Origin of the sequence: Kitasatospora sp. NPDC127035, from assembly GCF_042726075.1 — a bacterium.
Classification (GTDB): Bacteria; Actinomycetota; Actinomycetes; order Streptomycetales; family Streptomycetaceae; genus Kitasatospora.
In genome coordinates this window covers 1-22100 of the sequence record NZ_JBHXDN010000061.1, presented here as the reverse complement: position 1 = coordinate 22100, position 22100 = coordinate 1, and the positions used below count along the sequence as shown (strand labels likewise).

Below are 22100 nucleotides of genomic sequence, written 5' to 3'. Positions count from 1 at the left end.
CGGTGGGCGAGTTTTACTCTTCAACTATCATCTGAATTTTGCAGATAGCAAAGATTTACTTATATCTTTGAGGCATGATCGAGGCCCGCCACCTGCGCGTCCTGCGTGCCGTCGCCCGCACCGGATCCTTCTCCGCCGCCGCCCGCGAGCTGGGGTGTACGCAACCCGCCATCAGCCAGCAGATGAAGGCCCTGGAGAAGTCCGTGGACACCCCGCTGGTGGTCCGTTCGGGTCGCGGGATGCAGCTGAGCGAGGCCGGACGGGTGCTGCTCAAGCATGCCACCGGGATCCTCGCCGGGCTCTCCGCCGCCGAGGAGGAGGTGGCGGCGATCGCCGGACTGCGGGCCGGACGGGTGCGTCTGGTCTCCTTCCCGACCGCGAGTTCCACTCTGGTGCCGCCTGCCGTCGCCCGGCTGCGGGACAGCCATCCGGGGGTCCGCGTGTCGCTGGTCGACGCGGAGCCTCCGGAGTCGCTGGCGATGCTGCGCGGCGGCGAGTGCGAGGTCGCGCTGGCCTTCCGCTACCCCCAGGCGTCCGGCGCCGCCGCGCCGGCGCCCGCGCACGGCACGCCCCGTGAGGCGCGCGCCGAGGCCAACCTGGAGGCCCAGCAGCTCAGCGCCGGCACCGACTGGTCCGACCTGGTGGTCACCCCGCTGCTGGACGACCCGCTGGTCGGCCTGCTGCCCGCCGGACACCGGCTGGCCGGGCGCGGCGGGCCCGTGGAGCTGGCCGAGCTGGCCTCCGAGCAGTGGATCGCCGGCTGCCCGCAGTGCCGCGGGCACCTGGTGGAGCTCTGCGCCGGAGCCGGGTTCGAGCCCAGGATCGACTTCGCGACCGACGACTACCCCGCGGTGGTCGGCCTGGTCGCCGCCGGGCTCGGGGTGGCGGTGCTGCCGGGGCTGGCGCTGCAGTCGGTGCGCCCGGACGGGGTCGTGACGGTGGCGGTGCACGCCGCCACGGGAGCGCCGGCGGTACGGCAGGTGGTGGCGCTGACCCTCCCGGACCTCGCCGAGGTGCCGGCGGTGGCGCTGATGCTGGAGCGGCTGGCGGGCGCGGGCCCCGGGCGCTGACCGGGACCGGGTCGACCGGGACCGGGCGGCACCGGCCGTGTCCGGACCGGCCGTCCGTCGCCCGCGGCCGGGCCGTGACCGCCCCGGACCGGCCGTCCCCGGGCCGACCGGGCGCAGGCCGGGAAGGCGCCGGGCCCTGACGTGCGCCACCACGGGAAGAAACGTTTCTTCTCGGCGCGGCGGACACGGACGGTTACGACAGGTACCGCTGGGCCCCGCCCGGCGCGACGAGCGGCACCTCCACCAGGCGGTTGCGCGAGCGGCCCATCATCTCCTCGCGCTCGTCCTCGGTCAGCCCGCCCCAGACGCCGTACGGTTCGCGGACCGCCAGTGCGTGCGCGGCGCACTCGGTGCGCACGGGGCAGCGCATGCAGACCTCCTTGGCGCTCGCCTCGCGTGAGCTCCGCGCGGCGCCGCGCTCTCCTTCGGGGTGGAAGAAGAGCGAACTGTCCACGCCGCGGCAGGCCGCGGAGAGCTGCCAGTCCCAGAGGTCCGCGTTGGGGCCGGGGAGGCGGGAGAAATCTGCCATGACTCATTCCCTTCAGAGGCTCGTCGACCGCGCGCCGGCTGCCAGCGGATTGCACTGGGCGGTACGGCGGGGCGCGTCCGGCGCCGGTGTGGACACCTGGAAATATGACTTACGGCAACTCCATGGACAAGTCACCCACAGAGTGGCACAACAGTCAATGACCATACAAAAGCTATAAAAACGGGCAAAGTGGGCATGCCCGGCGGTGCGGCGATCGCCCGGCGCGAACGTGGCAATCGGGTGGCCGACGGGCGCGCGGGGGCCCGAATCGGTGTGCGGGTCGTGCGCCCACCGCGCCCGAGCTGCGCAAAAGAGCGGCGTGTGCCCCGCGATGCGGCTGATCGGTAACGGGTCGGCCACGTACAGTGGTGGAGATGGCCCTGAAGGCCGTAACTCATTCGAGTGACGGTCGTTGGAAGTGCGGAGGCGGTTAGCGGGCGCCGGACGTCGGGAACGATCGCGGAGATTCACAGGCGATCAGCACGGAGTCTGTCGCCGATCGGCCGTGTCGGAGAGGTTCGTACCAGCCAGGAGGCTCAACGTGACGCGGATCAGCTGCGGAGGACGACGGTCATGACTTCCGTTCTCGTTTGCGACGATTCCCCGCTCGCCCGCGAGGCGCTTCGCCGCGCGGTCGCGACCGTACCCGGTGTCGACCGGGTCACCACCGCGACGAACGGGGAGGAGGTCCTCCGCCGCTGGGTGGCCGACCGCTCCGATCTCGTCCTGATGGACGTCCGGATGCCCGGCCTCGGCGGGGTGGAGACGGTCCGGCGGCTGCTGTCGGCGGACCCGGGCGCCCGGATCATCATGCTCACCGTCGCCGAGGACCTCGACGGCGTCGCCCTCGCGGTGGCCGCGGGCGCGCGGGGGTACCTGCACAAGGACGCCTCGCGCGCCGAACTGCGGGCCACCGTCACCCAGGCCCTCGCCGACCCGACCTGGCGGCTCGCCCCGCGGCGGCTGCGCAGCCCCGACATGGGCGCCGCGCCGACCCTGACGGCGCGTGAGATCCAGGTGCTCGAAGGCATGAGCCACGGCCGCAGCAACGCCGAGATCGGCCGCGAGCTGTTCCTCTCCGAGGACACCGTCAAGACCCACGCCCGACGCCTGTTCAAGAAGCTCGGCGCCTCGGACCGTGCGCACGCGGTGGCCCTGGGCTTCCGCTGGGGTCTGGTCCGCTGACCGCCGGCGGCTCCGCCGGTCCCGGAACGCTGCTCGCGATTCCCTGTGCAGGGGCGTGTGACGTTACGGTCCCGAGGTTGCACCATGGAGGAGTGGAGCACCTCGGGGACCAGCGGACAGGAACTGCGGCGAACCACACGGCCGCAGGAGACTCGGCGGACGGCGCGGCGGACGGGACCACCGACGCCGGCGGGGCGGGAGGCGGCACGGTGCAGGAGGGGCCGGTGGTGCGTGCCGGTGCGGCACCGCATAACGTTCCGGTGCACAACTCCGGACGCGGTGCCGCGTTTTCCCGCGCGACCAGGCACCATGGACCGATGCGCGACGACGTGACCGGGGCTCCCGGCGAGGCGGACCCGGTGGAGGCCGAGCCCTCCGTGTCCGGGCCCGACGCGGCGTACGCGGAATCCGCCGGCTCCGGGGCCCCCGGCTCCGCCGGAGCCGGTGCCGAGCGCGAAGCCGGTGCCGAGCGCGAAGCGGGGCCGCACGAGCCCGCCCGGCCCGTTGCGCCCGCCGCCCGCCCGCCCGTCCTCGGCACGGGCAGCTCCCCGCTCGTCGGCGAACTGGTCGCGGCCGCCGTCCGCGGCGAGGGCCCGGCGATCGACGCGCTGCTCGCCTACGTCCACCCGCTGGCCCTGCGGTACTGCCGCGGCCGGCTGGTCCGGCTGCCCGGCGGCGCCCGGCACCACGTGGACGACATCGCCCAGGAGGTCTGTGTGGCGGTGCTCTGCGCGCTGCCCCGGTACAAGGACCAGGGGCGCCCGTTCGAGGCCTTCGTCTACGGGATCGCCGCGCACAAGATCGCCGATCTGCAGCGGGCCGCCATGCGCGGGCCCGGCTCGACCGTGATCCCGCAGGACGACCTGCCGGAGGTTCCGGACGACGCGCTCGGCCCGGAGGAGCGGGCGCTGGCCAGCAGCGACGCGGCCTGGGCCAAGGAACTGCTCTCCAACCTGCCGGCCCGGCAGCGCGAGCTGGTGCTGCTGCGGGTGGCCGCCGGACTCTCGGCGGAGGAGACCGGCGAGGTGCTCGGGATGTCGCCGGGGGCCGTCCGGGTCGCCCAGCACCGGGCGCTCAGCCGGCTGCGGGCGCTCGCCGAGGAGTCCTCCTAGGGCTTGCCCGATGCCGGGCCCGGCATCGGGGAGGCCCGCCCGTTCCGGCCCCGGAGGACGGAATGGCCCACGGGCGGCAGGTGTTGTCAAGGGCACGCGAGGACGCATTCGCGGGTGCCAGTACCATGGGGTATCGGCGCCTGGGCGGGTCGCCAAAGTTTCAGCGGTGCGAACGGGGTTCCCCTGGAGGATCCTCCAGTTGCCACCCGGCTTTCGGCGGTCCGAGCGAGTGAGCGATGACAACGCCCCCACCCCTCAGGGCGTGAGCGGACAAGGCCGGCCACGGAAGGTACCCCCAAATGTCTTACAACGCCGCAGGCGTACCCGAGAAGTTCGCGATGCTCGGACTCACGTACGACGATGTCCTGCTGCTGCCCGGGGCCTCCGAGGTGCTGCCGAACCAGGTCGACACCTCCTCCCGGGTCTCCCGGAACGTGCGCGTCAACATCCCGCTGCTCTCCGCGGCGATGGACAAGGTCACCGAGTCGCGGATGGCGATCGCGATGGCCCGTCAGGGCGGCGTCGGCGTCCTGCACCGCAACCTCTCCGTCGAGGACCAGGTCAACCAGGTCGACCTGGTCAAGCGCTCCGAGTCCGGCATGGTCACCGACCCGATCACGGTCGGCCCGGAGACCACGCTCGGCGAGGCCGACGCGCTCTGTGCCAAGTTCCGGATCTCCGGCGTGCCGATCGCCGACGAGAGCGGCAAGCTCCTCGGCATCGTGACCAACCGCGACATGGCCTTCGAGTCGGACCGCACCCGCCAGGTCCGCGAGATCATGACCCCGATGCCGCTGATCACCGGCAAGGTCGGCATCTCCGGCGTCGACGCGATGGCGCTGCTCCGCCGCCACAAGATCGAGAAGCTCCCGCTGGTCGACGACGAGGGCCGGATCAAGGGCCTCATCACGGTCAAGGACTTCGTCAAGGCCGAGCAGTACCCGAACGCCGCCAAGGACAGCGAGGGCCGGCTGCTGGTCGGTGCCGCCGTCGGCGCCAGCGCCGAGGCGTTCGACCGGGCCCAGGCCCTGGTCGAGGCGGGCGTGGACTTCCTGGTCGTCGACACCTCGCACGGCCACAGCCACAACGCGCTGGCCTGGATCTCGAAGATCAGGGCGGCCGTCAAGGTCGACGTGGTCGGCGGCAACGTCGCCACCCGGGACGGCGCCCAGGCGCTGATCGACGCGGGCGTGGACGGCGTCAAGGTCGGTGTCGGCCCGGGTTCGATCTGCACCACCCGCGTGGTCGCCGGCATCGGCGTCCCGCAGGTCACCGCGATCTACGAGGCGGCCGTGGCCTGTCAGGCGGCCGGCGTGCCGGTCATCGGCGACGGCGGCCTGCAGTACTCCGGCGACATCGGCAAGGCGCTGGCCGCCGGCGCCGACACCGTGATGCTGGGCTCGCTGCTGGCCGGCTGCGAGGAGTCCCCGGGCGAGCTGCTGTTCATCAACGGCAAGCAGTACAAGTCCTACCGCGGCATGGGTTCGCTGGGCGCCATGCAGTCCCGCGGCCAGGGCCGCTCGTACTCCAAGGACCGCTACTTCCAGGCCGAGGTCTCCTCGGACGACAAGCTCGTCCCCGAGGGCGTCGAGGGCCAGGTGCCCTACCGCGGCCCGCTCTCCGCGGTGCTGCACCAGCTCGTCGGCGGCCTGCGCCAGACCATGGGCTACGTCGGTGCCGCCACCGTCGCCGAGATGGAGAGCAAGGGCCGGTTCGTCCGGATCACCTCGGCGGGCCTCAAGGAGAGCCACCCGCACGACATCCAGATGACCGTCGAGGCTCCGAACTACAGCGGCCGCTGAGCCGGTAACCGGAAGGGGCCCGCAGCCGCGGGCCCCTTCCGCACGCCCGGGAGGCGGGCGCGGCGGCGCGGCTCCGGGCGGGTGCGGGATACTGGGGGCGGCCGGGGTGACCCGGCGGGCACGAGCAACACCACCAGAAGGGCTCGAAGTGACTGAGATCGAGATCGGGCGAGGCAAGCGCGGCCGGCGGGCGTACGCCTTCGACGACATCGCCGTCGTCCCCAGCCGGCGTACGCGTGACCCGAAGGAGGTCTCGATCGCCTGGCAGATCGACGCCTACCGGTTCGAGCTGCCGTTCCTGGCCGCCCCCATGGACAGCGTCGTCTCGCCGGAGCAGGCCATCGCCATCGGCCGCCTCGGCGGTCTCGGCGTGCTCAACCTCGAAGGTCTCTGGACCCGCTACGAGGACCCGCAGCCGCTGCTCGACGAGATCGTCTCGATCACCGACGAGGCCGCCGCGACCCGCCGCCTGCAGGAGATCTACTCGGCGCCGATCCGGGCCGAGCTGATCAAGCAGCGGATCCAGGAGGTCCGCGACTCCGGTGTGGTCACCGCGGCCGCGCTCTCCCCGCAGCGCACCGCCGAGTTCTCGAAGGCCGTGGTCGACGCCGGCGTCGACGTCTTCGTGATCCGCGGCACCACCGTCTCGGCCGAGCACGTCTCCGGCGCCGCCGAGCCGCTCAACCTGAAGCAGTTCATCTACGAGCTGGACGTCCCGGTCATCGTCGGCGGCTGTGCCACCTACACCGCCGCGCTGCACCTGATGCGCACCGGCGCGGCCGGCGTGCTGGTCGGCTTCGGCGGCGGCGCCGCCCACACCACCCGCAACGTCCTCGGCATCCAGGTGCCGATGGCCACCGCCGTCGCCGACGTGGCCGCCGCCCGCCGCGACTACATGGACGAGTCCGGCGGCCGGTACGTGCACGTCATCGCGGACGGCGGGGTCGGCTACAGCGGCGACATCCCGAAGGCGGTCGCCTGCGGCGCCGACGCGGTGATGATCGGTGCCGCGCTGGCCCGGGCCACCGACGCGCCGGGCAAGGGCTACCACTGGGGCATGGAGGCCGTCCACGAGGAGCTGCCGCGCGGCAAGCGCGTCGACCTCGGCACCGTCGGCAACACCGAGGAGATCCTCACCGGCCCCTCGCACACCCCGGACGGCACCATGAACCTGTTCGGCGCCCTGCGCCGGGCGATGGCGACCACCGGGTACACCGAGCTCAAGGAGTTCCAGCGGGTCGAGGTGACGGTCAACCCGGCGCTCAACCGCCGCTGAGCCCGTTCGTCCCGCGGAGGCCCCCGTCCGATCGTGGCGGGGGCCTCGCGCCGTTCCCGGACCGGACGCGTCCTACTGGCGGGTCGCGGCGCGGCGGGTCAGCAGGAAGCCGCCGACCAGGGCGATGCCGTAGAAGACGAGGTCGAGCAGTCGGCGGTCCCCCCGCCACAGCGTGAGGGCGTCGCGGACCAGCTCGCCGTACGGGGTGCCGTCCAGTGCGTGCAGCCGGCGGGTCTGGCCGAGCAGCTGGCCGAGCAGGAGCGAACCGGCCGAGAGCAGCGCGCCCAGCGGCGGGAGCAGCCGGCCCGGTCCGCCGAGCCGGCCGAGCGGCCAGGCGACGGCGGCGGCCGGGGCGATCGCCAGCCAGCCGACGGTGGCCGCGGCCCGGGTCGGGGCGAGGCCGTACGCGAGGGCACCGGCCAGCATCGCGGCGACGGCGATCGCGAGGGCCCGGCCGGTGCGGTACCGGCGCTTCGAGCGGGGGTGTCCGTCGGGCCCGTCGGAGTCGCCGGGAGCGGTGGGGTGGTAACCGGCCACCGGGGCGCCGGGCATCCCGGGGGCCACGTAGCCCTCGGGTGTCTCCGGTTCCTGTGCGACCGAGAAGTGCTGGGCCGTGGGCGGTCGGCCCGACTGGCCGTCAGCGCCCGGTGCGGGTGCGGTCATGGACGTCGAATTCCCCCCGGAAGGACGGTGAACTGCCGCACGGTAGCAGTGCCCGGAGCGGGACGGACAGAGTTTTCGATCACAGATCGGGCACGGAGCGCCGCGCCCGGGCGGCATCGGTGCGAGGGTGGCCGGGGGCCGGGTGGTCGGGGGCGCCCGGGACAGGAGATGATGGAGGCTTGGGTGCTCGGCCCCGACGCCGGTCCGACACGCCGTCACCACGACCGCCAGCACATGGGGGAACGTTCCGAATGACCCAGGCGCAGGGTTCCACCGGCCGCCTCCTGGCCGGACGCTACCGGCTGGACGCGGTGATCGGGCGCGGTGGCATGGGCACCGTCTGGCGTGCCGAGGACGAGATGTTGGGCCGGACGGTCGCGGTCAAGGAACTGCGGATGAACGCCAGCGTCGAGGAGGACGAGAAGCACCGGCTGATCGTCCGGACGCTGCGCGAGGCCAAGGCGACGGCGCGGATCCGGCACAACTCGGCGGTCACCGTCTTCGACGTCGTCGAGGAGGACGACCGGCCGTGGATCGTCATGGAGCTGGTCGAGTCCCGCTCGCTGGCGGACGTGATCCGGGAGGACGGCCCGCTGGAGCCGGCCCGGGCGGCCGAGATCGCGCTGGACGTGCTGGGCGTGCTGAGCGCCGCGCACGCGCACGGCATCCTGCACCGGGACGTCAAGCCCTCGAACGTGCTGATCGGCGAGGACGGGCGGGTGGTGCTCACCGACTTCGGCATCGCCAGCGTGGAGGGCGACACCTCGGTGACCTCCACCGGGATGCTGGTCGGCGCGCCCTCGTACATATCCCCGGAGCGGGCCCGCGGGCAGAAGCCCGGGCCGCCGGCCGACCTCTGGTCACTGGGCGGCACGCTGTACGCGATGGTCGAGGGCCGGCCGCCGTACGACCGGGGTTCGGCGCTCGCCACGCTCACGGCGGTGATGACCGAGGACCTGACCGCGCCGGTGAACGCCGGTCCGCTCCGGCCGGTGATCGAGGGGCTGCTGGCCAAGGACCCGGTGGAGCGGCTGACCGCCTCGCAGACCCGGTCGATGCTCAAGCGGGTGGCGGCGGACGCGACGGCGCGGGCCGAGTCGACCACCGAGCAGGCGGTGCCGGTGGCGGGCGGCGGTGCGGCGGACGGCGCGGCGGAGCGTCCGGCGGGGGAGCGTCCGGCCGTGAAGCCGGAGACCGTGAAGCCGGAGACCGTGAAGCCGTCGGTCGGCGGGTTGCTCGGAACGGTCCGGGTGGGGAGCCGGGCCGCGGACGCCGGGAGCGGGGAGCGGGCGGCGCCGGCCGCGGAGCCCGAGGACGGCACGGCCGGGCCGTCGGGGACGCCGGCGCCGGAGACCGAGGCGGCCCGTCCGGTGACCAGCGAGTGGACGCTGGGCGCGACCCAGGCGGCCGGTGCCGACCCGCGGAAGGGCCGGCACCGGCTGGCCCTGGCGACGGTCGTGGTGGTGCTGCTGCTGATCGCGGGCGTGGTCGCACTGGTGCGGGCGCTCGGCGACTCCGACGACGGATCGGCCGACGGTGCGCGCGGCACCGCGTCCGTGACCGCGAGCACCGGGACCTCGCCGGCCGGCGCCCCGCCGGTGGACGCCTCCGCGATCCCGCCGGCCACCGCCCCGGTGACCCCGGACCCGGCGACCTCGGATCCGGCCGCGGCGCCCGCCGCCACGCCTCCGGTGACCCCCGCCTCGACGCCGGCCCAGACCCCGGCACCGGCCCAGACGCCGGCCCAGACCCCGGGACCGGCCCAGACCCCGGCGCCGACCGGGGCCGTCGTGCCCGCCGGTCACCACGAGTACAAGGACGCGTCCGGCTTCTCGATCGTGCTGCCGGACTGGCTGCAGCTCACGGGTTCGGAGGCGACCCGCCGGACCTTCAAGGGCAACGGCAGCACCCTGCGGATCGAGTGGACCACCACGCCGGGGCCGAGCGCCCTCGCCGACTGGCAGGAGTCCGAGCCGGGACTGCGCGGCCAGGTGAGCAACTACCAGCGGGTGCAGCTTCAGGCCGTCGCCTACCGCGAGTGGAGCAACGCCGCCGACTGGGAGTGGACCAACGGCACCCCGCGGATGCACTCGCTCAACCGGGGCTTCGTCACCGGTTCGCCGGCCAAGTACGGCTACGCCGTCTACTGGACCTCGCCGGACGCGGAGTGGGCCGCACCGCAGAACGCCCAGGCACGGCAGATCTCCTTCGACACCTTCCGGCCGGCGCCCTGACGGACGTCGGCCGGACGGCCCCGGGGTTCAGCCGATCAGGCGACGCTTGGCGCTGCTGAACTCCTCGTCGGTGAGCGCCCCCGCGCCGTGCAGGGCGGCCAGCCGCTCCAGCTGGTCGAGCAGGTCGGCGCCGGAGGACGCCGGTGCGGCGGGCGCGGCGGCCGGCGCGGCGAGCGCCTGCTGCCCGGCGTTGCGGGCCAGCCGGGCAGCGGCCCGGACCTGCTCGGCGAAGATCTCGGCCTTGACCACGTCCTCGAACCGGTGCGAGCCGGTGAGGGCGACCACCAGGAGCACCTCCCCGTTGATCCGGGTCCTGGTGACGGTCGCGTCGGTCACCGCGGAGAGCGGAACCGGGACGGGAGGCTTCCCGTCCTTCAGGAAGAGCAGCCGATGGGTGGTCAGGACCAGCACGCCCTTGCGGAAGTGATCGGGATGTCGCCCCGCCGTCGAGGCGACCGGTTTCTCGTCGGGCGCGACGTTCGCCTCGACGGTGCGCAGGGCCGTGGCCCGGGAATCACTGCTGCTGTTGCCGGCCACGTCGAAGGCCGCGTCGATCAGATCGGTCCAGTCCATGGGATCGAGCCTAATCCGACGGTTCGCCGGGCGGGTCCGCCCCTGCGCCCCTGCGTCTCGGACCGGAGGGCGGTGCCGGGGCGCGGGCCGTGCGGGTCCGAGGGGGAGTGCGCCCCCCGCGGATGTGTCCCGGCCGACGGCGGGGGGCGCGTCGCGCGCCCGGCGGGAACGGACGGTGACACCTTAGGCTGGGTGGTGAGCGAGAGGAACACGCATGCGAGCGGGTCCGGGACAGATGCTGGCCGGGCGTTACCGGCTGACTGACCGTCCGGCGGCGTTGAGCGCGCTCGCCGTGGACGAGCGGACCGGTGACGTCGTGCGGTTGCGCGCGCTGGAGCTGCCCGCCCTGCTGACCGGAGGGCGGGAGCCGGACGACCCGGTGCCGGAGCAGGGGGACCAGCTGGTCCGCCGGGTGGCGGTGGTCGGCTCCGCCGCGCCGCGGCACCCCCGGCTTCTCCAGGGAGCCGGCGCCTTCGTCGAGGGCGAGCTGCTCTGGACCGTCGAGGAGCGTCCGGCCGGGGTGCCGCTGGCCGAGCTGGCCGCGGCCGGTCCGCTTCCGCCCTACCGGGTGGCCGAGTTGGCGGCGGACCTGGCGGGCGCGCTGCGGGCGCTGCACGAGGCGGGCCTGGCGCACGGCAACCTGACCACCGAGTCGGTGCTGGTCTGTGAGGACGGCGCCGCCCTGCTGGGCGGGCTGCTCGCCGGGGTCGCCCAGGAGGCGTTGGCCGAGGAGCTGGGCGGGCCCGGCGGGCGCCGCCGGTACGAGGTGCGGGCCACCCTGGCCGGGCCGGTGGCCGAGCGGTGGCCGCTGGACGGGGGCCCGGCGGGTGACTGCTGGGCGCTCGGCGTGCTGGTGCACCGGCTGGTGACCGGCCGCTCGCCGTACCCGGAGGGCGGGGTGCCGGAGCTGGTGACGGCGGTGCGTGACGGCCGCCGGGAGCCGTCGGCGGCGTGCGGGCCGCTGGGGCCGCTGGTGGAGCGGCTGCTGCAGCCCGATCCGGCCCGGCGCCCGACGGCGGTGGAGGTCCGGCAGGAGCTGGCGGCCCTGCTGGCGGGTGCGCCCGAGCCGGTCGGGGAGGAACGGGCGGCCCGGGCACTGGAGTTGCGGCCGGAGGGCCCGGTGGTGCCGGCGCCGCGCCGGCGGCGTCCGCGCGGCTCCGTCACGGCCGAGCGGCCCCCGGAGGAGGACGCTCCCGGGCGGGACCGCCGGCCGCTGATACCGCCGGCGCTGCTCGGCCCGGTGCTGGTCGGAGGGGTGTTCCTGCTGCTGGTGCTCGGGATGACGGCCGTGGTGATGTTCGCAGGCTGACGGGGTCGGCCGGGCCGCCACCGCCGGGTCTGCGGGTGGGGGAGATTACCGGGGCCGGGGCGGGGCGCCTAGTGTGTCCGTGAGATTTGTTCGACTGGTGGTCTGCACCGAGTGGTCTGTACCGGGCCCTCCGTCGTGGTGACGGCAGGTGGATGAGGGGGAGCGGTCGCGGATGGGCGCGGAGGACCGGGCGGAGGCGGCCGGGGAGCGGCTGCTGGCCGGACGCTACGAGCTGGGCGACCGGCTGGGCCGGGGCGGGATGGGCACGGTCTGGCGGGCCCGGGACCGGATGCTGGACCGCGAGGTGGCGGTCAAGGAGCTCACCGTCAACCACCTGCCCGAGGAAGAGCTGGAGATCCTGCACGCCCGGATGAAGCGGGAGGCCAGCGCCGCCGCCCGGATCAAGCACTCCGGTGTGATCACCGTGCACGACGTGCTGGAGCAGGACGGCCGGCCGTGGATCGTGATGGAGCTGGTCGACGGCCGGTCACTGGCCGACGTGATCAGTCAGGACGGCACGTTGCCGCCGCGCGCCGCCGCCGAGGTCGGCAGCCAGGTGCTGGCCGCGCTGCACCGGGGGCACCAGCTGGGCGTGCTGCACCGGGACGTGAAGCCGGCCAACGTGCTGTTGGAGCACGGCACCGGGCGGGCGGTGCTGCTGGACTTCGGCATCGCGACGTACGAGGGCTCGGCGGAGCTGACCCGGCCGGGTGACCTCGTCGGGTCGCCGGACTACCTGGCGCCCGAGCGGGCGCAGGGCGAGCGGCCGGGCCCGGCCTCGGACCTGTGGGGTCTCGGGGCGACGCTGTACGCGGCGGTGGAGGGCGACTCGCCGTTCCGCCGCACCTCGCCGCTGACGACGCTGGCCGCGGTGGTCGGCGATCCGCTGCCGGAGCCGCGCCGGGCGGGGCCGCTGGGGCCGGTGCTGGCCGCGCTGATGGCCAAGGACCCGGCGGACCGGCCGACCGCGGACGAGGCGGCCCGGATGCTGGCCGAGGTGCAGGCCGGGCACACCATCGGCTTCAAGCCGGTCGGTCAGGTGCGGACGCCGACCCGGTCGGTGCCGGTGGTGGACCGGTCCGGGGAGCCGGGCGGGCCGGAGACGGGTGCGGAGGCGGATGCGGAGCCGGAGGCGCCGACCGTGCCGCGTCCGGTGGCGCCGTCGGGCCCCGGAGCGGCCCCGGAACCGGCTGGGCAGGCGTTCGGGCAGGTGTCCGGGCAGGCGTCCGGGCAGCTCCCGGAGGCATTCAGGGGGCACGAGGCGGCCGAAGGGGCGCCCACCGGACCGGTCGCGCCGGTCGCCTACACCGATGCGCCCGCGCGCGGGCCCGCCAGGCGCCGGGGTGTGGTGCAGGTCGTCGTGATCGCGCTGGCGGTGGCCGTGGCCGCCGCCGGGGCCACCTTCCTGGCCACCCGGCCCAGCGGCACGACGGAGATCGCCAAGCCCACGCCGACCGTGACCGGGCCGCAGCCGACCGGCTCCGGCGACATCGACTCCGGGCCCGCGCCGACCGGCTACCGCTGGGTGGACGACCCGGCGGGCTTCCGCTTCCCGCTGCCGGTGGCCACGCCGGCCTGGCAGCGCTCCACCGACGGCAACCAGATCTACTACAGCCCCGACAACATGGTGCACTACCTCCAGTTCGCCGTCACCGTCGGCCAGTCGGTCAAGCCGCTGGACCACCTGAAGCAGATGGAGACCACCGTCTCCAAGCGCAAGGAGTACCGCCAGCACAAGCTCACCAGCGTCGCGGTGAACGGGCACGACGCGGCGGTCTGGGAGTTCAGCTACGCGGCCAAGGAGGGCGGGCGGCGGCGGGCCGTCGACGCCGAGTTCATCGACGACGACGGCACCGCGTACGCCGTCTACCTGTCCTGCCCGGACAACGACAAGGACTGGCAGGAGGGGGAGCGGCGGTTCACCCTGGTGTTGAACCACTTCACGCCGACCCGCTGATCCGGCCGGGCCGGGGGTCCTCCGCGGTTTCTTGTTACCGACGGGTACCGAACCGGCCGCGGAGCGCCTAGGCTGCGCCCTATGACGGACCTCACAGCAGCTGCCACGGCCACCGAACCCGCCGGCACCGGCTCGCCGGGCCGCAATCCCGCGGCGCCCGGCGGCGGGCGCACCGTCGCCTCGGCGGTCCCGCCGTCGCTGGTCGACCGCCTCGTCACCGGGGTCACCGCCACCGGTGAGCCCCGCGTGGTGGAGACCGTCGCCCCGCTCACCGGCGACCGGCTGGCCGGTCTGCCGCAGTCCACGCCGGCCGACGTCGAGGTCGCCTTCGAGCTGGCCCGCCGCGCCCAGCCGGCCTGGGCCGCACTGCCCGTACGCCGGCGCGCCGCCGTCCTGCTGCACTTCCACGACCTGCTGCTCAAGCGCCAGGACGAGGTGCTCGACCTGATCCAGGCGGAGACCGGCAAGGCCCGGCTGCACGCCTTCGAGGAGGTCCTCGCCGTCGCGATGAGCGCCCGCCACTACGCCCGCGCCGCCCAGGGCTACCTGCGCGACAAGCGGCGCGGCGGCGCCCTGCCGGTGCTCACCCGGACCGTCGAGGCCCGCCGCCCCAAGGGCGTGATCGGCCACATCTCGCCGTGGAACTACCCGCTGGAGCTCTCGGTCGGCGACGCGCTGCCCGCCTTCGTGGCCGGCAACGCGGTGGTCAACAAGCCGGACACGCAGACCGCGCTGACCGCCCTCTGGGCCCGCGAGCTGCTGATCGAGGCCGGGCTGCCGGCCGATCTGTGGCAGGTGGTGATCGGTGACGGGCCGGTGATCGGCCCGGCCGTGGTCGAGCACGCCGACTACGTCTCGTTCACGGGCTCCACCCGCACCGGCCGCGACGTCGCGCAGCGCGCCGCCGCCCGGCTGGTCGGCGCCTCGCTCGAACTCGGCGGCAAGAACGCCATGCTGGTCCTGGCCGACGCCGACCTCGCCCGGGCCGCCGAGGGGGCCGTCCGGGCCTGCTTCTCGTCCGCGGGCCAGCTCTGCATCTCGATCGAGCGGCTGCTGGTGCACCGCTCGGTGGCCGACGAGTTCCTGGCGAGGTTCGCCGCCGCGACCAAGGCGCTGCGACTCGGCGGTGGCCTCGCGTACGGCGCGGACATGGGCTCGCTGGTGTCCGGCCGGCAACTGGAGACCACCACCCGGCACGTCGAGGAGGCGGTCAAGGCCGGCGCCACGGTGGTCGCCGGCGGACAGGCGCGGCCGGACCTCGGCCCGTTCTTCCACGAGCCGACCATCCTGGACGGCGTCACCCCCGAGATGGCGGTCTGCGGCGAGGAGACCTTCGGCCCGGTCGTCTCGATCTACCGCTTCGACACCGAGGACGAGGCGGTGGCCGCCGCCAACGCGACCCCGTACGGGCTCAACTCCAGCGTCTGGACCGGGGACGCGCGGCGCGGCCGGGCGGTCGCGGCCCGGCTGCGCACCGGCACGGTCAACATCAACGAGGCGTACGCGGCCGCGTACGGTTCGGTCGCCTCGCCGATGGGCGGCATGGGCGACTCGGGGCTCGGCCGGCGGCACGGCGCCGAGGGCATCCTGCGGTTCACCGAGGCGCAGACCATCGCCGGCCAGCGGCTGATGCCGATCGCGCCCGCGTTCGGCCTGGACGACCGGCAGTTCGCGGCGGTGATGACCGGTGGGCTGCGGGTGCTGAAGGCCCTCCGGTTCAAGTAGCCGCCTCCGGCCCTCCGGCCGGCCCTCTGCGGCCCTCCGGCCGGCCCTCTGCGGACCTCCGGCCCTCCGGCCGGCCGGTCCGTTCCTCCCCGTTCGTCCCGTTTCCGAAGGAGCAGTGGCAGATGGTGGCATCCGGTGGTGACCGGGGGTTCGACTACGACGTGATCGTGGTCGGGTCCGGTTTCGGGGGTTCGGTCTCCGCGCTGAGGCTGACCGAGAAGGGCTACCGGGTCGCCGTCCTGGAGGCCGGGCGCCGTTTCGAGCGCGACGAACTGCCCAGAAACTCCTGGGACCTGCCCAACTACCTGTGGGCGCCGAAGCTCGGTCTGTACGGCATCCAGCGCATCCACCTGCTGGCCAACGTGCTGATCCTGGCCGGCGCCGGGGTCGGCGGAGGCTCGCTGAACTACGCCAACACCCTGTACGTGCCGCCGAAGGCCTTCTTCGAGGACCGCCAGTGGCGCCACATCACCGACTGGCAGGAGGAGTTGGCGCCGTTCTACGACCAGGCGAAGCGGATGCTGGGCGTCCGGCTCAACCCGACGGTCACCCCGTCCGACGTGCACCTCAGGGCCGCCGCCGAGCGGATGGGTGTCGGGGAGACCTTCCACCTGGCGCCGGTCGGCGTCTTCTTCGGCGACGGTGGGGACGCGGACGGCGAGGCCAGGACGGCGCCGGGCGCCGAGATCGCCGACCCGTACTTCGGCGGCGCCGGTCCGGCCCGCCGGGCCTGCGTCGAGTGCGGCGAGTGCATGACCGGCTGCCGGCACGGCGCCAAGAACATGCTCACCGAGAACTACCTGTACCTGGCCGAGCGCGGCGGCGCCGAGATCCACCCGCTCACCACGGTGGCCCGGATCCGCGAGTGGGGCGAGGGCTACGCGGTGGACGTCCGGCGGACCGACGCCCGTTCCACCACCGACCCGGTCAAGGCCGGGGCGCGGACCCTCACCGCCGCCCGGGTGGTGGTCGCGGCCGGCACCTACGGCACCCAGAACCTGCTGCACCGGATGCGGGTGGGCGGGCACCTGCCGCGGATCTCCGCCCGGCTCGGCGAGCTGACCCGGACCAACTCCGAGGCGCTGGTGGGCGCGCAGACCACCGACCGGCGCTACGGCGCCCGCGCGGACTTCACCAAGGGCGTCGCGATCACCTCCTCGATCCACCCGGACGAGAACACCCACATCGAGCCGGTCCGCTACGGCAAGGGCTCCAACGCGATGGGCGCGCTGTCGATCGCCCAGGTCAGGGGCGGCGGGAAGCTGCCGCGCTGGCTGCGCTACCTCGGCACCTCGGTCACGCACCCGGTGACCTTCGCCCGCTCGATGAACCAGCACCGCTGGTCCGAGAAGACGATCATCGGCCTGGTGATGCAGTCCCTGGACAACTCGATCACCGTGTCGCTGAAGGAGAAGGGCCTCGGCAAGGGCAAGCTCACCTCCCACCAGGGGCACGGCGCACCCAACCCGACCTGGATCCCGGCCGCCGAGCGGGGCGCCAGGGCGCTCGCGGACGAGATCAACGGCTTCGCCGGCAGCAGCGCCGGCGAGATCTTCGACATCCCGATGACCGCGCACTTCCTCGGCGGCTGCCCGATCGGCGACTCCCCGGAGACCGGTGTCGTCGACCCCTACCACCGCCTCTACGGACACCCCGGGATCAGCGTGGTGGACGGATCGGCCGTCTCCGCCAACCTCGGCGTCAACCCCTCGCTGACCATCACCGCGCAGGCCGAGCGGGCCATGTCCATGTGGCCGAACAAGGGCGAGGAGGACACCCGTCCGGCGCCCGGCGAGGCGTACCGCCGGACCGGGCCGGTCGCCCCCGCCGACCCGGCGGTGCCGGCCGGTGCCTTCGGCGCGCTGCGGCTGCCGCTGCTGGCGGTGCCGGAGGTGCCCAAGAGGCGCGGGTAGCCCCGGGTCGTTCGACCGCGGCGCGACCGGCGACGTGACCCGCGCCGCGGTCAACCCGCGCCGCGCCGAAGCCGGTTGACAGCCGTCCGTGACCGGTGGGAGAAAAGGGCTCCCTGGGGGGACCAGGAGTTCGTTCGGACGGGGGACACGGTCCATGGCCATCTGCGCATCCTGCGGTGCGACTTCGGCGGAGGGGGCGCTCGCCTGCGCCTCCTGCGGCCTGCCGTCGGCGCCGCCGCTCCTGCCGCCCGCCCCGCCGCCACCGCCGCCACCGGGTCTGCCCGCCCCGGTGCCGCCGGGCCCGCCGGGCCCGGCTGCTGCCCTGCCTCCGGCGCCGGACCTGCCTCCGCCGTTCCTGCCTCCGGCGCCGCCCGGTGCTCCCGCTCCGGGCGGAACCTGGGGATCGGGGCGGCCGTACGACCCGGCCGCGGGCCGGTCCGTCGCGCTCGGCCGGGTGGTCGGCGCGGACTGGCGCCCGGCGCTCCGCGCGGTGATCGCGCCGACCCTCGTCCTGCTGGTCGTCGCGCTGCTCGTGGCGGTCCCCGACGGGTACGCGGTCCCTGCTCCGATCGGCACCCCGGACTTCGGCGGGCGGTTCGGGGTGGCGCTCGCGATGGCGCTCTCCGCGCTCGGCGCGCCGTTCCGGCTGGGGCTCGGCAGCGGTGGCAGCGCCACCGACGAGACCACGGTCCGGGCCGTGCCGATGACGGTCACCGCGCTCTGGCTGTTCACGCTCTGGCTCGGCCTGCGTGCCGGGGCGAACCGCCGCCAGCGCCTCACCGGAGAGCAGTGGACCCGCCGACAGGCGGCCGGCGAGGCACTGCGCACCGCGGTCGTGGCGGCGGTCGCCACCCTGCTGCTCGGCCTGGTCGCCGGTGCTTCGTGGTCCCCGTGGCCGTCCGGCGGCTACGAGGCGGCCGACGGTCCGGGCGACGTGTTCGACGGCCGGCTCTCCAACACGGCGGCGGCCGGCTGGCCGGAGGCGGTCGGCTGGACGCTGCTGTCCGCCGGACTGCTCGCCTTCGCGGTCCACGGGACGGACGCGTTGCGCTGGGCGGCCTGGCGCAACCGTGCGGTGCGGGGCTGGGCGGTCGCCGGGCTGGCGGCTGCCCGGGCGCTGGTGCTCACGGTCGGCCTCGCGGCGGCGGTGGGCTTCGTCCTGATCGCCGTCGAGGGCGAGGGCCTCATGACCGGTTCGGCGGTGGCCTTCCTGCCCAACGTCGGTCTGGTGCTGCTCGGGGTGGGCTCGGGGGCGAGTTTCCGGACGTCCCGCGAGAGCCCGGCCGGCGACTCCGACTGGTACCGGGGGCGGAGCGACGCCGACGAGTTCTCGTTCTTCGACCTCCAGGGCGAGAGCGCCGACTGGCGCTGGACGGGGCTGCTCGCGCTGTCCGCCGCGTTGGTGCTCGGCTGGACGGCGTACCGGCGCCGGCTCGACGCGGCCGACCGGCTCCGGCTGGCCGCGGTGTACGCGGCGGGGCTCAGCCTGCTGATGCTGGTGTCCGGGGTGCTGGTCTCGTCGGGGTCCACCGCCCGCTACCTCGGTACGGTCCGGGAGGTCGGGTACGAGTACGGCGTCGCCCTGGTGCCGGGCACCCTGCTGGTGGCCAACGCGGTCTGGGCGGCGATCGGGGCGTTGGCGGTGCCGCTCGTGCTGGCCGCGGCGCGGGGCCGCTCGGCGCAGGGCGGTCCGTACGGCGCGGTGCCGGCACAGGCCGGGCCGGGCGCGGTCGGCTTCGGGGCGTTCGGGGCGTTCGGGGCGTTCGGTCCGGAGTCGGCCCCGGAGCCGTTCGTCCCCGGGCCGACCGACGGGTCCCGGCCGTCCGGGCCGTCCGGGCCGGACAAGGTGTCCGGTGCGTCCGGCCCGTCCGGCGTGTCCGAGTCAGGTGCGTGGCCGGGGGTGAGCGAGGTGATCGGGTCGTCCGAGGAACCGGCGTCGCGCCGCTCCGGGCCGGGGGCCGGGCCGGCACCGGGCGCAGACTCCCCGGTCGACCCGAGCGTCTGGCGCGACCAGCCGTAGTGATTCAGGGGCGTGCGCCACGGTGGCGCACGCCCCTGCTGCCCGTGCCGCCCCCACCGCCCGTGCCCGGACAGGGCAAAGGGCCCCGCGGGGGAACGGGGCCCTTTGTCGTTCAGCACGCGGCGTCAGGGCTGCGCCGGTGCTGGGGTGACGGCGCCGGGGGAGGAGCGCCGTCGGTCGGATGGCTGTCGGGTAGGGCGGCGCCGCCGCTCCGGCGAAGGGTGGGCCGGTGCACGGGGCGCACGCGGTCCGCGGCGGTGGGCCTCCGGCATGCCTGAGCCGGGCCCTCGCTCACGGAGCGTGAGGTGATAATCGTTGCCACCAGGGTCGCGGCGGCACCGGGACGGCGCCCCTCGGGCGGCTTTGCAGCCGCCGGGGGAAGCTCTTCCAAGCAGCATCGTGCTGGACGGAGGGCATGCTCTGCAACCGATTCGGCATGATTCGGTCCAGCGCGCTTCCGGCGGGGCCGGTGGCCGGGGCAAGCCCGGGCAGCAGTGGCGGGCCCGGGGGCGTACAGGCCGGGCGGCAGCGATGATCACGGTGAGTAGTGAGACTCGGGCGGAGCGCACGGGGACGCGCGTAGCGGCGTGGGACGGTGAACGAAGTGCGCCGGGATCGCGCCGGGGTGCGGCGGTCGGACCCCGGGCGTCCCCGGTGGCCGACCGCCCCACCTCCTTGGTCCAGTCGCGGCCGGGGTCGCTGTCCCCTGCTGGCCGGCCGCAGCACCCGCGCACGGTCCCACGGCGCGTCACGTCCGGCCGGAGGCCGGTTCCGCGACGGCGCCACGTGCGCCGGTGGACTGGGTTGAGCTCCACGCGTGGTCCTGCAAGCCCGTACGGCGGCGCCCCTGGCCGGGGCGGAGGCGGCGCGCCTGGCGGGCGCGCCGCGGTCGTACGGTCGCCAGGAGAAACGAACCGGCACCGGCGCGGTCACGGCCGAGAGGGCGGGCAGACGAGTGAAACGCGGGTGGCCGGTAGACTCGACGGCAGACCCCCGCCCGTCGCCCGCGGCCACCCCTCCGGAGGACGCGCCGCGTGCGACACCTTTCGTACCGCTGCCGGAAGGCCGTCTGTGTCCCCTGCTACTCCCGTCCAGTCCGTGCCTGAGACCGACACCGTCCTGGTGGTCGACTTCGGTGCTCAGTACGCCCAGCTCATCGCCCGCCGCGTGCGTGAGGCCCGGGTCTACAGCGAGATCGTGCCGAGCAGCATGCCGGTCGCCGAGATGCTCGCCAAGAACCCGAAGGCGATCATCCTCTCCGGTGGTCCCTCGTCGGTCTACGCGGAGGGCGCGCCGCAGCTCGACCGCGCGATCTTCGAGGCCGGCGTCCCGGTCTTCGGCATGTGCTACGGCTTCCAGCTGATGGCCAAGACGCTCGGCGGCACCGTCGACAACAGCGGCGCCCGCGAGTACGGCCGCACCCCGCTGACCGTCTCCCGCACCGGCTCGACCCTCTTCGAGGGCGTCCCGGCGGAGCACTCGGTGTGGATGTCGCACGGCGACGCCTGCTCCGCCGCCCCCGAGGGCTTCACCGTCACCGCGTCCACCGACGTGGTGCCGGTCGCGGCCTTCGAGAACGACGAGGCCCGCCTCTACGGCGTCCAGTACCACCCCGAGGTGCTGCACTCCGACCACGGTCAGCAGATCCTGGAGCACTTCCTCTACCGCGGCGCCGGCATCGCGCCGAACTGGACCACCGGCAACGTGGTCGAGGAGCAGGTCGCGCTGATCCGCGCCCAGGTCGGCGACAAGCGCGCCATCTGCGGCCTCTCCGGCGGCGTGGACTCGGCGGTCGCGGCGGCCCTGGTCAACAAGGCCATCGGCGACCAGCTCACCTGCGTCTACGTCGACCACGGTCTGATGCGCAAGGGCGAGACCGAGCAGGTCGAGAAGGACTTCGTCGCCGCCACCGGCGTGCAGCTGAAGGTCGTCGACGCGCAGGAGCGCTTCCTGGCCGCGCTGAAGGGCGTCAGCGACCCGGAGGAGAAGCGCAAGATCATCGGCCGGGAGTTCATCCGGGTCTTCGAGCAGGCCCAGGCCGAGATCATCGCCGAGGCCGGCGAGCAGGGCGCGTCGGTCGACTTCCTGGTCCAGGGCACCCTGTACCCGGACGTGGTGGAGTCCGGCGGCGGCACCGGCACCGCCAACATCAAGTCCCACCACAACGTCGGCGGCCTGCCCGAGGACCTGCAGTTCCAGCTGGTCGAGCCGCTGCGCAAGCTGTTCAAGGACGAGGTCCGGATGGTCGGCCAGGAGCTCGGCCTGCCGGAGGAGATCGTCCAGCGCCAGCCGTTTCCCGGCCCCGGCCTGGGTATCCGGATCGTCGGCGAGGTCACCCGGGACCGCCTGGACCTGCTCCGCGAGGCCGACGCGATCGCCCGCGAGGAGCTGACCGCGGCCGGCCTGGACCGTCAGATCTGGCAGTGCCCCGTGGTCCTGCTCGCGGACGTCCGCAGCGTCGGCGTCCAGGGTGACGGCCGCACCTACGGTCACCCGATCGTGCTGCGTCCGGTCTCGTCCGAGGACGCGATGACCGCCGACTGGTCGCGCCTGCCGTACGACGTGCTGGCGAAGATCTCGACCCGGATCACCAACGAGGTCCCCGACGTCAACCGCGTGGTGCTGGACTGCACCAGCAAGCCGCCGGGCACCATCGAGTGGGAGTAGGCACTCCCGCCCGGTCCCGGACGGACCGGTCCTGAACGGCCGCGCCGCCGTTCCCGTACCAGGGG

15 protein-coding genes are annotated in these 22100 nt (G+C 74.4%); 12 read left to right on the top strand and 3 right to left on the bottom strand.

Translation table 11 applies throughout. The annotated features are described in order from the left end of the window. Positions 1-74: 74 nt before the first annotated feature. The gene (locus ACFWIC_RS31475; RefSeq protein WP_329885357.1) at positions 75-1070 is read left to right on the top strand and encodes a LysR substrate-binding domain-containing protein; all 996 of its coding nucleotides are present in this window, start codon (positions 75-77) and stop codon (positions 1068-1070) included. A 193-nt stretch (positions 1071-1263) separates the two neighbouring features. Here the strand turns inward: ACFWIC_RS31475 and ACFWIC_RS31470 are convergent, their stop codons facing one another. After that, positions 1264-1599 carry a WhiB family transcriptional regulator gene (locus ACFWIC_RS31470; RefSeq protein WP_329885356.1) on the bottom strand — a complete coding sequence of 112 codons (336 nt, stop codon included), beginning with the start codon at positions 1597-1599 and terminating at the stop codon, positions 1264-1266. Positions 1600-2172: 573 nt separating this feature from the next. Here ACFWIC_RS31470 and ACFWIC_RS31465 point away from each other — a divergent pair. From ACFWIC_RS31465 to ACFWIC_RS31450, 4 genes are all read left to right on the top strand, one after another. Beyond that, positions 2173-2784: a response regulator transcription factor gene (locus ACFWIC_RS31465; protein WP_014136228.1), complete on the top strand. Its 612-nt coding sequence runs from the start codon at positions 2173-2175 to the stop codon at positions 2782-2784. A gap of 563 nt (positions 2785-3347) precedes the next feature. Next, positions 3348-3896 (top strand): RNA polymerase sigma factor ShbA, encoded by a 549-nt coding sequence (gene shbA, locus ACFWIC_RS31460; RefSeq protein WP_329885730.1) that lies wholly within the window; start codon positions 3348-3350, stop codon positions 3894-3896. Positions 3897-4195: 299 nt separating this feature from the next. Next, positions 4196-5698, top strand: coding sequence for an IMP dehydrogenase (gene guaB, locus ACFWIC_RS31455; RefSeq protein ID WP_329885355.1), 1503 nt, complete (start codon positions 4196-4198; stop codon positions 5696-5698). A 148-nt stretch (positions 5699-5846) separates the two neighbouring features. Beyond that, complete coding sequence (locus ACFWIC_RS31450) at positions 5847-6974, top strand: GuaB3 family IMP dehydrogenase-related protein (protein WP_329885354.1); 1128 nt, start codon at positions 5847-5849, stop codon at positions 6972-6974. Between the two features lie 72 nt (positions 6975-7046). Here ACFWIC_RS31450 and ACFWIC_RS31445 read toward each other — a convergent pair whose 3' ends face one another. After that, positions 7047-7637, bottom strand: a complete 591-nt coding sequence (locus ACFWIC_RS31445) for a hypothetical protein (RefSeq protein ID WP_380359877.1) — start codon at positions 7635-7637, stop codon at positions 7047-7049. Positions 7638-7888: 251 nt separating this feature from the next. On the opposite strand from ACFWIC_RS31445, the gene ACFWIC_RS31440 reads away from it, so the two are divergent. Beyond that, positions 7889-9871: a protein kinase gene (locus tag ACFWIC_RS31440; protein WP_380520600.1), complete on the top strand. Its 1983-nt coding sequence runs from the start codon at positions 7889-7891 to the stop codon at positions 9869-9871. A gap of 27 nt (positions 9872-9898) precedes the next feature. On the opposite strand, the gene ACFWIC_RS31435 is transcribed toward ACFWIC_RS31440, so the two are convergent. Next, the gene (locus tag ACFWIC_RS31435; RefSeq protein ID WP_329885351.1) at positions 9899-10444 is read right to left on the bottom strand and encodes an SHOCT domain-containing protein; all 546 of its coding nucleotides are present in this window, start codon (positions 10442-10444) and stop codon (positions 9899-9901) included. A gap of 214 nt (positions 10445-10658) precedes the next feature. Here ACFWIC_RS31435 and ACFWIC_RS31430 point away from each other — a divergent pair, with 214 nt between their 5' ends. From ACFWIC_RS31430 to guaA, 6 genes are all read left to right on the top strand, one after another. After that, a complete protein-coding gene (locus ACFWIC_RS31430; RefSeq protein ID WP_380359873.1) occupies positions 10659-11753 on the top strand; it encodes a protein kinase in 1095 nt (364 codons plus the stop codon). Between the two features lie 172 nt (positions 11754-11925). Further along, entirely contained in the window at positions 11926-13710 is a 1785-nt protein-coding gene (locus ACFWIC_RS31425; protein ID WP_380520599.1) for a protein kinase, read from the top strand. An 81-nt stretch (positions 13711-13791) separates the two neighbouring features. Continuing rightward, a complete protein-coding gene (locus tag ACFWIC_RS31420; RefSeq protein ID WP_380520598.1) occupies positions 13792-15435 on the top strand; it encodes a succinic semialdehyde dehydrogenase in 1644 nt (547 codons plus the stop codon). A gap of 122 nt (positions 15436-15557) precedes the next feature. Further along, positions 15558-17348, top strand: coding sequence for a GMC oxidoreductase (locus ACFWIC_RS31415; RefSeq protein WP_380520597.1), 1791 nt, complete (start codon positions 15558-15560; stop codon positions 17346-17348). 154 nt (positions 17349-17502) lie between these two features. Next, the gene (locus tag ACFWIC_RS31410) at positions 17503-19368 is read left to right on the top strand and encodes a hypothetical protein (protein ID WP_380520596.1); all 1866 of its coding nucleotides are present in this window, start codon (positions 17503-17505) and stop codon (positions 19366-19368) included. 1071 nt (positions 19369-20439) lie between these two features. Beyond that, complete coding sequence (gene guaA / locus ACFWIC_RS31405) at positions 20440-22035, top strand: glutamine-hydrolyzing GMP synthase (protein WP_329950414.1); 1596 nt, start codon at positions 20440-20442, stop codon at positions 22033-22035. The last annotated feature ends 65 nt before the right edge of the window (positions 22036-22100 follow it).